This is a genomic window from Sporosarcina cyprini (genome assembly GCF_022048975.1).
GTDB classification, from domain to species: Bacteria; Bacillota; Bacilli; order Bacillales_A; family Planococcaceae; genus Sporosarcina; species Sporosarcina cyprini.
Map to the genome: position 1 here is coordinate 1 of NZ_JAKMHX010000037.1, position 15,728 is coordinate 15,728.

The following is a 15,728-nucleotide window of genomic DNA, read 5'->3' on the forward strand; positions in this document are numbered from 1 at the left end:
ATGGTCTTCTGTCAATAAAGTGGACAGCTAAAAAATGATAATTCCTTTCTAAAACCCTACCGCGCTTCGCTTGCTCGGACAGTCATGATCATCGGTTCAAAAGCGAACCGATGATCACGACTGTCAAACTGTTACGAAACTGTTCGCTCTGAGAGTTGGAAGCCCGCTTTTTTTTCATACGTTTCCGGCGATAGATAACCGAGCGTAGAATGACGTCTTCTCGTGTTGTAAAAGTCGTCGATGTAGTGGCTGATGGCCTCTCGTGCCTCTTTCCGTGTTCTGAAGCGGCGGCGATAAACTAACTCTTTCTTAAGAGTGGCATGAAATGATTCGATGCAGGCGTTATCGTACGGATCTCCTTTTCGGCTCATGCTAATCTGAAAGTTATTCCACTTCAGTCGGTCGATATAGTCCGTTGAACAGTACTGGGAACCACGATCGGAATGATGGAAAAGCTCTCCCTCGGGATTTCGCAGAAGCAGCGCCTTCTCCAATGCCTGAAGCGGCAGCTCTGTCACCATGGTGGCCTCTAGGCTCCAACCGACGATTTTTCTAGAGAAGAGATCCATGACACTCGCCAGATACAGCCAGCCTTCCATCGTCCAGATGTACGTGATGTCGGCGACCCAGACCTTATTCGGCGCATCGACGAGAAATTTACGCTCCAGCAGGTTCGGATAGATGAACTGATTATGGTTGGAATCCGTTGTCGTCGTGAATTTCACTTCCGGTACAGCGCGCAGCCCCATCTCCTTCATGAGCCGGCCGACGGTCCGCTCGCATACAGAATAGCCCCATTCCTTGAGGTCTTCAAGAATACGGGGACTTCCATAGGTGCCAAGGCTTTCATGATAGGATTTAGCGATCATTCGCTTGAGTTCCTCTCGCCAGGCCGTCCGTTCTGTTCTGTCGTCTTGGGCTTGTTGGCAAGCCCATTTATAGAAGCCGCTTTTCGATACCTCGAGTACTTGGCACATCTTCACTACGCTATATTCGTCCTTATGGTCTCGGATGTACGAATAGATCACGTTCGGCTTTTCATGAAGACATGCATGGCCTTTTTTAAGATTTCAAGCTCCTCATCCCGGTCTCTCAGCTGTTTTTCAGCCTCTCGGAGCTTCTTCTCCATCTCGGAGAATGTGTGGAGCTGGCCATCCGGATTCGCCAGTCGTTCCTGCTTTTCCCGATACTGCTTCGCCCAATTGCGTATGGTCGAGGGACTCATCCCGAATTCATATGCAAGGTCCGTTGCTTTCCGCCCTTCTTCTACCAGAAGCTTGGCGATATGTTCCTTCACTTCCTGCCGTTGATGTTTGCCCATATTTGACACGCCCTTTTTTTTAGTAGTTTCAGTATGTCGAAATCTGCTCGGCTGTGTCCACTTTTAAGTCTAACTTTATTCATTTTGTTAATCTGGCGTTTGTTTCGGTATTCTGGCGTTCATTTTGTTAATCTGGCGTTCGTTTCGGTATTCTGGCGTTCATTTTGTTAATCTGGCGTTCGTTTCAGTATTCTGGCGTTCATTTTGTTAATCTGGCGTTCGTTTTAGTATTCTGGCGTTCATTTTGTTAATCTGGCGTTCGTTTTAGTATTCTGGCGTTCATTTTGTTAATCTGGCGTTCGTTTCGGTATTCTGGCGTTCATTTCGGTATTCTGGCGTTCACCCGGAGTTACTGGCGTTCGTTTCGATTAATTGGCGTTCATCTGGAGTTATTGGCGTTCGTTTCGACTTATTGGCGTTCGGCTAGAGTTATTGGCGTTCAGCCCGCTAACCTGACGTTCAACTCAATAAACCCCCCGCACATTATCCGGCCAGCAAAAAGAATCTGCCGCCCGTCACCACGAACACCCAAGCAAGAATTGGCATATTCTAATTAGGCGTATGATTGATAGGATGGAGGCAGGGAAATGGTGAATTTTCAAGCGGTGAGCGGCAGGGTGACGGCGATTACTGATTTTATGATGGGGCCGAATGATATGATGACCGGATGTTATAAATTGTTTACGGTGGAGGGCAGGAATGGATCGATTGTAAATTTCGTTGTGGAGCCTTCCACCTACTTTGTGGATCATGTGTTAGTGAAAGTGGGCGACCAGGTGACAGGCTTCTATGATGCAGATTTGCCGGTGCCGTTCATTTATCCGCCGCAATATCGGGCGGTCGTGATGGCGAAAAATCAAGCGGGCCAATTTGTTGATGTTGATTATTTTAATAACCAGCTGGTGAACAGCAAAGGGACGCTGAAGCTGAATTTGTCGCGGCAAACGAAAGTTGTTCTGGAGAATGGGCAGGCGTTTACAAGGAATCCGGGCAATCGGGAGTTGATTGTGGTGTATAGCGCTACGACAAGAAGCATTCCTGCTCAAACGACGCCATCACAAGTTATTGTTATGTGTTAATCGTATCCTGCTTAGGATTTCCTGAGCAGGATTTTCCATTGCATTTTCTATTAATAAGCGCCGAATTCACTGCTACCTATCCGTTTCACGGAATTCTATATCCTTAAGTGTTCCTGTGTCAGACCAATAAGTAATCGTGACAAAGACACCAAATTCGCGTTTACCGTCTTTCAGCCATAGCTTGAATTGTTCTTTGGTCACTCCGTCTTCCGAAGTGCTTCCGATATGAAAATAGTCAACAATGTTCACATTGGGGTACCGAGCCTTTGTTTCTTTTATTGCGATTTGGCTCCATTTTGCGTAGGCTGGCGTTTCGGCCTCAATGCTGGATTCGTGGAAAGTTGCCGGGGCGAGTGGAAGCAGCAATCCAAGGCTCATCAATACTTTTTTCATATAGAAAACTCTCCTTTACCATATCATGCGTCATGCCTTACAAATCATTCGCAACCTATCTGTGTAAATTTGACATGGAGTGTAATGGAGTTGTGTTATGATTCCAATAAGTGCATTACAAGGAGAGAAGACGTGGAAAGAATCATATCCTTTTGTCTTGGTGGCATGCTTTTATTTGTGGCAGGATGTCAAGCGCAGAATAGTGAATTGACCAATTTTAATGCTAGTGTAGAGCAAATCAATCATTTAAGTGATGAAATGATTCAATCAGTTGAGACGGTAAAGCGACAGATTCCCATGACCTATGATGCGGGACATCAGCAGTTACAATATGTGGTGGATCAATTGCGTTCACAAGCTGATGATTTATCCAGAGGGGACTATATTGGATATATGTACGCGACAGATCATCTGTATCAATACTTGTTGGCAATTTATTATGAGAATGAGGATATATTGGATGTACAATATCCATACACTTATTCAGCTAATTTATTTAGTGAATTAACTAAGTTGTATCATGATTATGTTGATTTTAATTCAATTGAGTTGAAAGAAGTACATCATGAAAATGTTCATATTGAGATTACATTGAGTTATAAAAGTAAGGCTGCAGGGAATGAAGAGTACCTTCACTACTTTATTAGTTATGGCGAACATGAATTGAAAGATCAATCTTATTTTTTTAGTAAGAAAAAGGAGGGGCTGGACAATTGATTACCATCATTGCATTATTCGGTTCGGAAGAGACCGTGAATTTAGTGAAACGGTATGAAAATCATATTGATAATATAGCAATACAAGCCTTTCCTTATCGGACCGTGGGAGATTTGGGAGAGCTGTTGCCACAAGCAAGTCAGTGTGATGTCTACTTATTTTCCGGCATCCTGCCTTTTGTACATGCAGAACGGCTGGCAGGGGAGTTTGATAAACCGGCTGTCTATATCGCTGATAATGAATTGAATGTTTCATTGACACTATTATCCGTTGTGCACCATCGTCTTGCTGATCTGGATAGAATCTCGATCGACCTGCCGGATCGCAAGAATTTGGATATTATTATCGAGCAATTACATATGAATCCCGAACCAATTTATGTGAAGGATTTTGCGTGGGTAAAAACGGATAAGAGTATGACGTTCCAAATGAAACCAATGATCGATTTCCATCTGGAATTGTGGAACGCAGGGAAAACGGATCTTGCGATTACAAGCATTCATGCGGTATACGATCATTTGGTCAGTCAGGGATTGCCGTGTTTGCGGATGGTGGATGCGGAAAAGACGATTTTGGAAGCTTTGAAGGATGCTAAACATAAGGGGCTGCTTCAAAGAACAGAGCTTTCCCAAGTGGCGGTCAGTACGATGTCCATTTCGAATAAAGACAAAGAACTTGAGCTTTCGTCAGAAGAATTGGAGCCCCTCTTAGGAAGCTTGCAGGAATTGTCCAAGCAAGTCAATGGCTCGGTACAACAGTTGACGAAGGAATCGTTTGTTTTTTATGGAACAAAGGGAGGCATCGAATTTCTGATGGAGCATCTGGAACTGCTACATCCTGTTTACTCCATCGCTGATCAATTATCCGTTTACCTTCATCTCGGATCCGGGTTTGGCATGACCCTTGTAGATGCGAATAATAACGCTACCATTGCGCTATCGTATGCCCAAAAGCAAGAATCGTCACATTCCTTTATTGTCGTTACAGAAGATAAAATGGTCATTAATCCACAAGCAACGAAGGAACAGCATGTTTTATTAACAGATGATGAACAGATTATCCAATTAGCGAAAACACTTAAAATTAGTGTGACGAATGTAATCAAAATGATTCAATTTCAGAAATCCAGGCCGCTAAACCGTTTTACGTCTAGTGACATAGCCGACTATTTCGGAATTACAAAGCGGAGTGCTGAAAGAATGTTGAAGAAGTACATGGACGTTGGCTGGCTGCAAGTTATCGGAGAAGAGCAACCCTATCAGAATGGACGCCCGCGAGCCGTGTATCGATTAGATCTGCCTGACTAATAGTGTTAGAAATAATAAAAGGGTCCCTCGATTTAAAATAGTCAAAATAGTTGTTGACTATTTTTTTGATTTCCGATACTATTGTTCCAAGTTAGCGTCTATATACCGACGTATAATAATTGGGGGGAAACCAATGGGGGATCAAGTGAAAGTAAAAAGGAAGTTCCATGTACCGCATGTGTATGTTATCCTGTTTTCCATTATTATTTTGGCAGCGATTGCAACGTATTTGGTACCGGCGGGTGAATACGACAAGATGGTGGATGAGAATAACCGGACCATTGTAGTGGATGGTACCTATCATTTTGTAGAGTCTTCGCCAACTAGCTTTTTAGGCATATTTCAAGCAATTCATAAAGGGATGCTGAACTCTGCCGGCATTATCTTTTATATTTTCATCGTTGGCGGTTCATTTGGTATTTTACATGCGACGGGAGCCATTTCAGCTGCTGTCGGTACAATTTCTAAAAAAATGAGCGGCAGGGAATATTGGCTGATTCCTATTTTGATGACGTTTTTCGCGTTATCCGGAGCCATGCTCGGATTAGCAGAAGAAACGATTCCGTACATCACAATTCTTGTGCCGTTAATGGTGTTAATTGGTTATGATTCCCTTGTCGGGGCGGCCATCGTGTTATTAGGAACTTCTGCGGGCTTCACGGCAGCTTTTATGAATCCGTTTACAGTCGGTGTTGCACAAGGCATCGCAGAGCTGCCGATTTTCTCGGGGCTTGTATTCCGTATTGTTTTATGGGTTATTTTCTTAAGTGTAAGTATTTGGTATGTCATGCGATACGCGAAGAAGGTGAAGGCGGATCCTACGAAAAGCGTATTGTATGGGACAGAGCAGGATTTCGAGAAGATTACGGAAATGGAAGAGATGACGACACGCCATAAGATCATCTTCTTGATTCTACTGGCAACATTGGTCGGACTTGCAATTGGTGTCATTAAGTATGGATGGTATTTGACTGAAATCGCAGGTTTGTTTTTATTAATGGGAATTGCAATGGGGCTTGTTGGGAAGATGAAATTCGACACCATTGCCGAATCGTTTATTGAAGGATGCCGGGTACTTGTCATGGGAGCACTAGTTGTCGGTATTGCGAATGCGATACTCGTTGTGTTGCAGGACGGCTCGATCATGGACACGATCTTGCATGCATTTGCTTCAACCATTGGCGAATTGCCTTCAGTTCTCGCGGCATTCGGCATGTATGTTGTCCAATGTCTATTAAACTATATCATTCCATCGGGAAGTGGCCAGGCCGCATTGACGATGCCGATTATGGCGCCGCTCTCTGATTTGGTCGGCGTAACACGGCAAACTGCTGTATTAGCATTCCAGTTTGGGGATGGAATATCGAATATCTTCACACCAACTTCCGGTTACTTCATGGCTGGACTTGCATTAGCACGAATCCCTTGGTCGAAATGGGTGAAATGGATTTTCCCATTGATCATCATTCATTACATCTTGGGTGCCATTTTCGTTACAGTGGCCCATGTGATTGGGTTTTCATAATTTTGATTGAAGAGGTGGAAAAAAGCTTTGAAACAACAAGAATTAATGGATTGGGTTATTGAGCAGCGCCGTTACTTACACCAGCATCCGGAGCTTTCTCATCAGGAGCGAGAGACGAAAGCATATATTGCACAGCAGCTTCATCAGCTTGGAATCGATACTTTTTCTCTAACAGGAAAGGACGTTATCGGCATTATCAAAGGAGATGGCGATGGGAAGATAATTGGAATTCGCTCTGATATGGATGCCCTGCCGATTCATGAAGAGACGGGTTTGCCGTTTTCATCGAAGACCAGCAATGTCATGCATGCTTGCGGGCACGATGGCCATATGGCAATTCTTCTCGGCGTGGCAAAAGTTCTTGTCACGAAAAAGGAAGAGATTAACGGAACGATTCTGTTGATTTTCCAACACGCAGAAGAGGAACTTCCGGGCGGTGCGATGGAGCTAGTAGCGGCAAAGCTTTTGGATGGAGTGGATGCGATATTCGGTTATCATCTATGGCAACCTATTCCGTCAGGTGTCATTGGCATACGGGAAGGGGCAACGATGGCGGGGGCGGACCGTTTCTCCCTTACGATTAAAGGGAAAGGCGGGCATGGTTCGATGCCGCAGCAGACCATCGACCCGACTTTAATTATTTCGACGATCATTACGCAGCTCCATACGATTGTGAGCCGAAGCTTGGATCCGAAGGAAGAAGCGGTGCTCAGTATCGGAGAATTGCATTCCGGGTCTAATTATAATGTTATCCCTGACACGGCAATGGCATCCGGGACCGTCCGGTATTTCAATAAAGAAACGTCATTCTTAATACGTAAACGTTTCGAAGCAATCGTTGACGGGATTTGCAATGCACATGGCGCAGCATATGAACTGGCGTACGAACATGGTGATCCACCGCTGTTGAACGATGTCAACCTAACCGCTTTTATGGAAAAGCAGGCAAAGTCTCTAGTAGGGGAAGAGCGGGTACAGCGAATTGAAGGGATTATGGGCAGTGAGGATTTTGCCTATTACTCAACAAAAATACCTGCATCCTATATTTTCATCGGAATCGGCAAGGACTCGCATCCATATGGACATCACCATCCTAAATTTGATATCGATGAAGAGATGCTGGCTGTCGGTGTGGATTTATTCACAACGAGTCTGCTGGAGTACATGAAGGAGGGAGCAGGGAATTGAAAATTACATCAGTCGAGGTATATGCGATCCGGCTTCCGCTTATCGACCCGTTCATCATCAGTTACCATACGTATCAGGACATGCCGTCCATCGTCGTGAAATTGCGAACGGACAATGGACTTGTCGGATATGGAGAAGGGACGCCTGATGAACACGTAACAGGTGAAACATGGGAAAGTGTCTTCGCGGTGCTGAGCAAGACATTGGCAACTGTTTTGATCGGAGAAAACCCATTCGATATCGAGAAAATTCATAACAAGATGAATCAGACGATCTTAGGTGCGACGACTGCGAAAGCGGCCCTCGATATCGCTTGCTACGACCTCATGGGAAAAGCGGCAAATCAGCCCGTCTATAATTTGCTCGGCGGACGGTATTATGACAAACTGGAGCTTCCAAAAGTTATAAGCATTCTATCGCCGGAGGAAATGGCTGAAAAAGCGAAGCAGGCGGTGGCGGAAGGGTATAAGACCTTGAAGCTGAAGGTAGGGACAGATAAACGCCTTGATGTAGAGCGCATCCGGGCGGTTCGACAAGCAGTCGGACCGGAAATCGCACTGAAAGTGGACGCCAACCAAGGCTGGGAAACAAGCGCCGATTCGATGTATGTCCTTCAGCGAATTACCGACTGCCATATTGATTGGATTGAACAGCCGGTCATCGCAACGGATATTGACGGTTTAGCAGAAATTAAACAAAAGACGTCTATCCCTGTCATGATCGACGAAGGTCTTCATGGGGACAAGGAAATGTATGAAATTACGGTGAAACGAGCAGTGGATATGGTTAATATCAAGCTCATGAAATGCGGAGGTATTTATCCTGCTACGCATATTGTCCACCAAGCTCAGCTGGCAGGTTACACATGCCAAGTCGGCTCCATGGTGGAGTCTGCTATCGCATCTGCAGCGGGATTGCATTTATCCACAGCTAAAAAAAGGATTAAGAGCAATGAACTTGTTGGTCCGTTAATGTTCAGCGAGGACGTGGCACAATTGGATTTCCAAATTCCTTTTGTCTATCTTTCTGAACGTCCTGGCCTTGGTATTGAGGTGGACGAAGCCATCCTTGAAAAACTGACTAGTGACTATGTGAAGATTGAAGTGAATTGAGGAGTTTTACGGAGATAATAATAGAGTGCTTGGAGTTTTTAAGCACTCTATTCTAACTCCTGGAATGCCTGTTGGAGTAAGCCTCGGAAGGGTTTATTATCTTTGCAATGAAATGAACAATAAAAAAATTCATTGACAGAGGCTAGATACGAGTACTAGAATGAAACCTATAATTTAATAGACCTCGCTGCTTACGCAGGTGAGGTAGAGGCGCGATATTTATTAGCGCATAGCGGAGTCCGGGAAGACGTGGATGCTATGAAGAAGGAAATGTCGCCGAAGTATGTAATGAGTTCTCGCCATTATGTACTGGGCCTGTAATGAATAATTACAGGACTGTCTTAATAAATTTGCCGATTTATTAAGTTGTGCTATCTCCACTTGAGATAAAAAGGCGAGGAATTTGGAATGACTGCATCATTTCCGGTTCTTCTGGAAAGATATAGTCTTTTTTTATTGCCTTTGGAGATTCTTTAGCACATGAAGAATCTCCTTTTTGTATTTCTGAATTACTAACATGCAGTCCATACGGCTGTGAATTGGAGGAAATTATGATGGAAAACCAACAAACTTTGTACTACGAATTCGCCCCGACTGAGGAAGGGAAAATGGTTGTCGATCCCGCGAAAACTGCCTTATTGATCGTTGATATGCAACATCAATTCATTAGTAGAGATGGCTTAGATGCCAAATTAGCCCGAGAACGCGGCATGTTTGATAAGTGGGAGTACTTCTTCGATCGGATTGATGACATTGTCGTTCCAAACAATAAAAAGCTGCTGGACTTTTTCCGTAGTAACCAACTGGAAGTAACATTTGGCCGCATTGCATGCCATCATAAAAACGGCCGCGATCGTTCACCAGTACAGCGCCGTCCAGGATGGAACAATATTTTACTGCCGATCGGCGATCCGGGAGCGGAAATGGTGGAGGAGCTGAAGCCGCTGGATGATGAAATTGTCGTTAATAAAACAACGGACAGCGTATTGAGCGGAACGAACTATGAATTCCTACTACGCAATATGGGCATTGAAACGGTCGTATGCACGGGCGTGGTTACCGACCAATGTGTCGCTTCCACTGTCCGCAGTTTAGCAGATGCCGGATTTGAAGTGATTTTGGTGGAAGATGCATGTGCCGCGGCAACACAACAATTGCATGACGCAGAAATCATGATCATGAATCAAATCTATTGCCAAGTGATGAGTACGGAAGAAACGATTCAGTTGATTGAGGAACAATTACAAGAAGAAATTCTAGTTTAAGGATAGAGAGGAAGCGGGCGAGATGACGACCATGCAGCAAAACACATCAACAGATCAAGCGGCTCCGCAATTTAAGCGGGTTCTGAAACTGAGGGACCTGGTCATTTACGGAATCGCCTTTATGACACCAATCGCTCCGGCTTATATTTATGGCTATGCTTCCCAGCTGACACGGGGGATGCTGCCGCTATCTTATTTGGTCGCAATGTTCGCCATGATGTTTTCAGCATATAGCTACGGACGGATGGCTGCAGCTTTTCCTGTTTCGGGATCCACTTATACATATACACAGCGTGCGATCAATCCGCACTTGGGCTTTTTCGCTGGCTGGGCCATGTTTATGGATTATGTTCTGGTTCCGCTCATTGTCTTTATGATCGGTGCGTCATACGCCAACGCGTTAGTTCCGTTTATTCCTTATTGGGTATGGGTGCTCATCATAGCAGGCGTGATTACGGTGATTAATATTCTCGGCATGCAGATGGCCGCTAAAACGAACCGGATTCTCGTTTTATTCATGGGAGTCATCGTCGCCATCTTCGTGATCTTTTGTATAAAAGCGATCACAGTAGAAGAGGGGGCGTCCGCTTTAGTTTCCATTACACCGTTCTTTGCCAGTGATACGTTCGCAATCGGAGCGATCGTCTCGGGCGCAGCGATTGCCTGCTTCTCCTTTTTAGGATTTGACTCCATAACGACATTATCTGAAGAAGCAGTGAACCCCAAAAATGATATTTGGAAAGCGGCTATTCTTTCCTGCTTGATTGGCGGCATCATTTTCATTGCGCAAGCGTATGTGGCGCAGCTTGTCTGGCCGGATGTAGGAAGTTTCAAATCTGCAGATACGGCTTTGTTCGAGGTGGCGGAACGTGCAGGCGGTGCACTGTTAGCGACGTTGTTTACAGTAGCTGTTATCGTCTCCACATTTACCGCAGGTTTGACAGGACAAGCGAGTGCTTCACGTCTAATGTTCAGTATGGGGCGTGATGAAGTGCTGCCGAAAAAGTTCTTCACAAGGTTGCATCCTAAGTATCAAACACCTATGTACAATATTTTATTAATGTGTGGAATTAGTATTGTGGGAGCGATCTTTTTACCGATTAATTTGGTCGCCGAATTAATGAACTTTGGCGGACTGACAGGTTTCATGTTCGTAAACTTATCGGTCATCGTCTATTACTTTTTCCGTAAAAAGGAACGCAAAATAGTCCGCTACTTCTTACTTCCCGGCTTTGGTTTTCTTATCTGTTTCTATCTATTTATTAACTTGTCCCATACGACACTGAAGGTCGGTTTTGTATGGCTTGCCCTTGGGGTCATCTATTCGCTCGTGACGACGAAAGGCTTTAAGAAACTGCCTCCTGCGCTGGCCGAGATGTAACAATGTAAAAAGAGTGCCTGGATAAATTCCGGCACTCTTTTTATATCTCAACTTAACGAAATAATAGCCAAGCTATGATGGGGGCAAGCAATGAACTCAATATTGCATTCAATGTCATGGATACAGAGGCCATCGAAAACGCAAGCTCATTATATTCGGCAGCTTTTGATGTTCCTAATGCGTGGGAGGCGCTGCCGAGGGCGATTCCTCTGCCGACAGGACTTTCCACACCGAAGAGGCGAAAGATGTATGGAGCTAACATGGCACCGAATATCCCTGCAATCATGACGCCGACAATTGCCATAGACGCCCGGCCACCTAAGCCGTCGGCCACCGCCATCGCGACGGGGGTTGTAACCGATTTAGGGAGAATGGAAAGGGTCAAGGAGTGGTTTAAATGAATCCATTTGGCAATCAGCGCCACACTCACCATTCCGACGAAACCGGCGATGGCCACGTTTCCTACGATGAGAACCAAGTGTTTCTTTAAAAACTCCCGTTGCTTATATAGGGGAAAAGCTAGTGCCACGACAGCAGGGCCAAGAAGCGAATTGATCCACTTACCGCCCTCCATGTAGCTTTCATATGGAATTTTACAGGCAACTAGAATCACTATGATCAAAAAGGTAGATGTTAACACTGGTATTAAAAATGCATAGGCGAGCCTTGCATAAAGCTTTGCCATCATAAAAAAGCAAGCGAACGTCAAAAGGATCATGAGGAATGCGTATACTGCTTGTTGCATTTTTTGTCCTCCTTCCTTTTCTCTGCACTCTTCTCAAAGAATTGGCTGGATAGTCCGGAAATCCCGATTGTAAGAATGGTGCTGACAAGGACAGCCGCGAATAAAAGCAAGCCTTGCCAAGAGAGCAAGAAAGGAAATTTCATGATACCGACCGTCATTGGTACGAATAATAACGTTAAGATGCTTAGCAAAAAGCCAGCACCTTGATCAATCAATTGGACAGGCACCACTTTCAAGCATAAGCAAAGAAAGAGGAGAATCAGTCCGATAATGCTTCCGGGAATAATTAAATGGAAGAAATTCTGTATCACAGTGCCAATATACGAAAAAATAAAGAGGATGCCTATTTGTAAGCAAATAATAAGAGGTTTCATGTAAACGTTGCTCCTCCGCTGAGGAACAACTTCCTTCTTTCTAGTTTGTTTTTCTAAGATGATCACATGACAAGTGGGATGTTTTGAATTCGTCTTTCCGAAATGTGGATTTGTTCTGTTATGCGGTACGAGTGCTCAATTCTGCAAATTCTTGCTGATGGATTGGTACGTATTATCCAGATGAAGCAGCACTGCTTTTTTGGCTTGTGCCACATCCCGCAAACGCAGCGCTTCAATAATAGAGCCGTGTTCCTGAATAATTTCTTCTAGGCTTTTGCCCGACTTTAATGCAGCCATCCCGAACCATTGAAAGTGGTCTGTGAGATTTTTTATTAATTGATGCAGCCGGCGGTTTCGGCTTAGCTCTGCAAGATATAAGTGGAACTCTGAATCGAGTTGCACTACTTTAAAAGCATCATGTTTCTCGTCAGTTAGTTCTTTGTAATTTAATTCAATTTGATGCAATGTCTCTTCATTCAACAAAGGAATGAGAAGTTCGACTACAAGCACTTCATTGGCGCGCCGGAGCTCAAACACTTCCCGGACATCCGTCTCAGTAATATCTTTCACAAAAATACCTTTTCGGGGAACGGACAATACCCATCCCTCCACTTCCAGCTGTTGCAAGGCAAGCTTCAATGGAGTCCGGCTAATTCCAAGACTGTCACTTAAAGAGCGCTCAGAAAGCATAGCGCCAGGCTCTATGGAATATGAGATAATCGCTTTTTTAATCTCCCTGTAAGCCTGGTCCTTAAAAAGTTCAGGTTGTGCTATTTTGCTTAAATCCATCGTATCCCCTCCGAAGTAGGAAAGCTGGTATCTGGAATACCAGATATAATTAAAGTATATCACCATAATAAAAGTTGGGCAAATTCATTTCTCAAGCAATTGTGCAGGAAATCTATTCATTGTCCGCATAATAACCTTTCGTAATTCATACAGTAACATGTACTGTGGAGGAAGGGGATCATGCATGCAATATTATTATGGAAATCAAATGCCTTTGCGTTTGCTGGATGAAGCGGAGTTTTGGAAACACCAGGAGGCGGAGCATACGGAAGTCATTCGGGAGGCATTGAATGGACTGGAGCCGGAATATGTGCAAGCACTCAAAGAGTGGGAACAAGCGTTGACGGAAACTCATCAGCAAGTCGTGAGCTACGTGGAAACGGTCAATCGGATGGGGTATACATTTGAGGAGCTCCAAGAGCAAGTTACGGAACTGATCAAATACTGCCTGGACGAGAGCTTGAAGTTTATTGACCTATGCCGAGAAATTGAGGCGAACAGCGCAGCAGCGAAAGATAATCCGTTCGCCAAGACACTCCTCAATCATATAATTCGAGAGTCAGAATATTTTGTGGGCATCGCCCGAATTATTTTATATGGGCATACTCCGGCTTGAAGGTTGCTCTAGAAAATTATTAACAGAATAATGTTTAACGCACCTGCAAACGTGGAATAGATAAAAGGTGGTTTACATGAAGGCAGGTGATGAAGATGTCAAAACAATGGAATTTTATCTTTGAAAACAAACTAATTACTGTATATGCCAAAGATAAAGAGCGTGCGGAACAAAAAGCGCGTGCAATATATGAGGACTTACAAAAGAGCGCAAGTTAAGAAGCACCGGCCGGGCGGATGGCTGGTGTTTTTTATTTGATTGAGCGGGTACCAGGTTGAACGCCAATATGAAGAGGCGAACGCCAGAATAACGAAATGAACGCCAGAAAACCCGGCTGAACGCCAGAATAACGAAACGAACGCCAGAAAACCGGCTGAACGCCAGAATAACGAAACGAACGCCAGAAACCGTTGCCGAACGCCAGAATAACGAAACGAACGCCAGAAACCGCGGCTGAACGCCAGAATAACGAAATGAACGCCAGAAACCGCGGCTGAACGCCAGAATAACGAAATGAACGCCAGAAACCGTGGCCGAACGCCAGAATAACGAAACGAACGCCAGAAACCGCGGCTGAATGGTCTTCTGTCAATAAAGTGGACAGCTAAAAAATGATAATTCCTTTCTAAAACCCTACCGCGCTTCGCTTGCTCGGACAGTCATGATCATCGGTTCAAAAGCGAACCGATGATCACGACTGTCAAACTGTTACGAAACTGTTCGCTCTGAGAGTTGGAAGCCCGCTTTTTTTTCATACGTTTCCGGCGATAGATAACCGAGCGTAGAATGACGTCTTCTCGTGTTGTAAAAGTCGTCGATGTAGTGGCTGATGGCCTCTCGTGCCTCTTTCCGTGTTCTGAAGCGGCGGCGATAAACTAACTCTTTCTTAAGAGTGGCATGAAATGATTCGATGCAGGCGTTATCGTACGGATCTCCTTTTCGGCTCATGCTAATCTGAAAGTTATTCCACTTCAGTCGGTCGATATAGTCCGTTGAACAGTACTGGGAACCACGATCGGAATGATGGAAAAGCTCTCCCTCGGGATTTCGCAGAAGCAGCGCCTTCTCCAATGCCTGAAGCGGCAGCTCTGTCACCATGGTGGCCTCTAGGCTCCAACCGACGATTTTTCTAGAGAAGAGATCCATGACACTCGCCAGATACAGCCAGCCTTCCATCGTCCAGATGTACGTGATGTCGGCGACCCAGACCTTATTCGGCGCATCGACGAGAAATTTACGCTCCAGCAGGTTCGGATAGATGAACTGATTATGGTTGGAATCCGTTGTCGTCGTGAATTTCACTTCCGGTACAGCGCGCAGCCCCATCTCCTTCATGAGCCGGCCGACGGTCCGCTCGCATACAGAATAGCCCCATTCCTTGAGGTCTTCAAGAATACGGGGACTTCCATAGGTGCCAAGGCTTTCATGATAGGATTTAGCGATCATTCGCTTGAGTTCCTCTCGCCAGGCCGTCCGTTCTGTTCTGTCGTCTTGGGCTTGTTGGCAAGCCCATTTATAGAAGCCGCTTTTCGATACCTCGAGTACTTGGCACATCTTCACTACGCTATATTCGTCCTTATGGTCTCGGATGTACGAATAGATCACGTTCGGCTTTTCATGAAGACATGCATGGCCTTTTTTAAGATTTCAAGCTCCTCATCCCGGTCTCTCAGCTGTTTTTCAGCCTCTCGGAGCTTCTTCTCCATCTCGGAGAATGTGTGGAGCTGGCCATCCGGATTCGCCAGTCGTTCCTGCTTTTCCCGATACTGCTTCGCCCAATTGCGTATGGTCGAGGGACTCATCCCGAATTCATATGCAAGGTCCGTTGCTTTCCGCCCTTCTTCTACCAGAAGCTTGGCGATATGTTCCTTCACTTCCTGCCGTTGATGTTTGCCCATATTTGACACGCCCTTTTT

19 protein-coding genes and 1 riboswitch are annotated in these 15,728 nt (G+C 45.0%); of the genes, 10 read left to right on the plus strand and 9 right to left on the minus strand.

Annotated features, from left to right (window positions below):
* Nucleotides 1-131 precede the first annotated feature (131 nt).
* A complete protein-coding gene (locus tag L7D49_RS18440; RefSeq protein ID WP_238083628.1) occupies nt 132-1,028 on the minus strand; it encodes an IS3 family transposase in 897 nt (298 codons plus the stop codon).
* Nucleotides 1,025-1,321 carry a transposase gene (locus tag L7D49_RS18445; RefSeq protein ID WP_238083671.1) on the minus strand — a complete coding sequence of 99 codons (297 nt, stop codon included), beginning with the start codon at nt 1,319-1,321 and terminating at the stop codon, nt 1,025-1,027. Before L7D49_RS18445 ends, L7D49_RS18440 begins: the two co-directional genes overlap by 4 nt.
* A 587-nt stretch (nt 1,322-1,908) precedes the next feature.
* Here L7D49_RS18445 and L7D49_RS18450 point away from each other — a divergent pair.
* Nucleotides 1,909-2,400: a hypothetical protein gene (locus tag L7D49_RS18450; RefSeq protein ID WP_238083672.1), complete on the plus strand. Its 492-nt coding sequence runs from the start codon at nt 1,909-1,911 to the stop codon at nt 2,398-2,400.
* A 72-nt stretch (nt 2,401-2,472) separates the two neighbouring features.
* On the opposite strand, the gene L7D49_RS18455 is transcribed toward L7D49_RS18450, so the two are convergent.
* Nucleotides 2,473-2,793 carry a DUF3889 domain-containing protein gene (locus tag L7D49_RS18455; RefSeq protein WP_238083674.1) on the minus strand — a complete coding sequence of 107 codons (321 nt, stop codon included), beginning with the start codon at nt 2,791-2,793 and terminating at the stop codon, nt 2,473-2,475.
* 132 nt (nt 2,794-2,925) lie between these two features.
* Here L7D49_RS18455 and L7D49_RS18460 point away from each other — a divergent pair, with 132 nt between their 5' ends.
* The 7 genes from L7D49_RS18460 to L7D49_RS18490 all read left to right on the plus strand — a co-directional run bounded on the left by L7D49_RS18460 (nt 2,926) and on the right by L7D49_RS18490 (nt 11,288).
* The gene (locus L7D49_RS18460; RefSeq protein WP_238083676.1) at nt 2,926-3,510 is read left to right on the plus strand and encodes a hypothetical protein; all 585 of its coding nucleotides are present in this window, start codon (nt 2,926-2,928) and stop codon (nt 3,508-3,510) included.
* On the plus strand, nt 3,507-4,817 hold the full coding sequence (locus L7D49_RS18465; RefSeq protein WP_238083677.1) for a hypothetical protein: 1,311 nt from the start codon (nt 3,507-3,509) through the stop codon (nt 4,815-4,817). Before L7D49_RS18460 ends, L7D49_RS18465 begins: the two co-directional genes overlap by 4 nt.
* A gap of 133 nt (nt 4,818-4,950) precedes the next feature.
* Nucleotides 4,951-6,342, plus strand: a complete 1,392-nt coding sequence (locus tag L7D49_RS18470; RefSeq protein ID WP_238083679.1) for a YfcC family protein — start codon at nt 4,951-4,953, stop codon at nt 6,340-6,342.
* A gap of 27 nt (nt 6,343-6,369) precedes the next feature.
* Nucleotides 6,370-7,530: a M20 metallopeptidase family protein gene (locus L7D49_RS18475; protein WP_238083681.1), complete on the plus strand. Its 1,161-nt coding sequence runs from the start codon at nt 6,370-6,372 to the stop codon at nt 7,528-7,530.
* Nucleotides 7,527-8,642, plus strand: coding sequence for a mandelate racemase/muconate lactonizing enzyme family protein (locus L7D49_RS18480; protein WP_238083683.1), 1,116 nt, complete (start codon nt 7,527-7,529; stop codon nt 8,640-8,642). Before L7D49_RS18475 ends, L7D49_RS18480 begins: the two co-directional genes overlap by 4 nt.
* A 197-nt stretch (nt 8,643-8,839) precedes the next feature.
* A riboswitch (Lysine riboswitch) is annotated at nt 8,840-9,024 on the plus strand.
* Between the two features lie 172 nt (nt 9,025-9,196).
* The gene (locus L7D49_RS18485) at nt 9,197-9,907 is read left to right on the plus strand and encodes a cysteine hydrolase family protein (protein WP_238083685.1); all 711 of its coding nucleotides are present in this window, start codon (nt 9,197-9,199) and stop codon (nt 9,905-9,907) included.
* A 22-nt stretch (nt 9,908-9,929) separates the two neighbouring features.
* Nucleotides 9,930-11,288, plus strand: a complete 1,359-nt coding sequence (locus tag L7D49_RS18490) for an APC family permease (protein ID WP_238083687.1) — start codon at nt 9,930-9,932, stop codon at nt 11,286-11,288.
* Between the two features lie 52 nt (nt 11,289-11,340).
* On the opposite strand, the gene L7D49_RS18495 is transcribed toward L7D49_RS18490, so the two are convergent.
* The 3 genes from L7D49_RS18495 to L7D49_RS18505 all read right to left on the minus strand — a co-directional run bounded on the left by L7D49_RS18495 (nt 11,341) and on the right by L7D49_RS18505 (nt 13,196).
* The gene (locus L7D49_RS18495; RefSeq protein ID WP_238083689.1) at nt 11,341-12,033 is read right to left on the minus strand and encodes an LrgB family protein; all 693 of its coding nucleotides are present in this window, start codon (nt 12,031-12,033) and stop codon (nt 11,341-11,343) included.
* Nucleotides 12,003-12,407, minus strand: coding sequence for a CidA/LrgA family protein (locus L7D49_RS18500; protein ID WP_238083690.1), 405 nt, complete (start codon nt 12,405-12,407; stop codon nt 12,003-12,005). Before L7D49_RS18500 ends, L7D49_RS18495 begins: the two co-directional genes overlap by 31 nt.
* A gap of 135 nt (nt 12,408-12,542) precedes the next feature.
* On the minus strand, nt 12,543-13,196 hold the full coding sequence (locus tag L7D49_RS18505) for a GntR family transcriptional regulator (RefSeq protein ID WP_238083693.1): 654 nt from the start codon (nt 13,194-13,196) through the stop codon (nt 12,543-12,545).
* Between the two features lie 184 nt (nt 13,197-13,380).
* Here L7D49_RS18505 and L7D49_RS18510 point away from each other — a divergent pair, with 184 nt between their 5' ends.
* Both L7D49_RS18510 and L7D49_RS20250 read left to right on the plus strand, forming a co-directional pair.
* A complete protein-coding gene (locus tag L7D49_RS18510) occupies nt 13,381-13,812 on the plus strand; it encodes a DUF2935 domain-containing protein (protein ID WP_238083695.1) in 432 nt (143 codons plus the stop codon).
* 95 nt (nt 13,813-13,907) lie between these two features.
* The gene (locus L7D49_RS20250; protein ID WP_269136059.1) at nt 13,908-14,030 is read left to right on the plus strand and encodes a hypothetical protein; all 123 of its coding nucleotides are present in this window, start codon (nt 13,908-13,910) and stop codon (nt 14,028-14,030) included.
* A gap of 32 nt (nt 14,031-14,062) precedes the next feature.
* Here L7D49_RS20250 and L7D49_RS18515 read toward each other — a convergent pair whose 3' ends face one another.
* The 3 genes from L7D49_RS18515 to L7D49_RS18525 all read right to left on the minus strand — a co-directional run.
* Complete coding sequence (locus L7D49_RS18515; protein ID WP_238083697.1) at nt 14,063-14,404, minus strand: hypothetical protein; 342 nt, start codon at nt 14,402-14,404, stop codon at nt 14,063-14,065.
* Nucleotides 14,405-14,520: 116 nt separating this feature from the next.
* Nucleotides 14,521-15,417 carry an IS3 family transposase gene (locus tag L7D49_RS18520; protein ID WP_238083628.1) on the minus strand — a complete coding sequence of 299 codons (897 nt, stop codon included), beginning with the start codon at nt 15,415-15,417 and terminating at the stop codon, nt 14,521-14,523.
* Nucleotides 15,414-15,728 (minus strand): transposase (locus L7D49_RS18525; protein ID WP_238083626.1); only part of this gene is annotated, 315 nt, incomplete at its 5' end. The genes L7D49_RS18520 and L7D49_RS18525, both read right to left, overlap by 4 nt.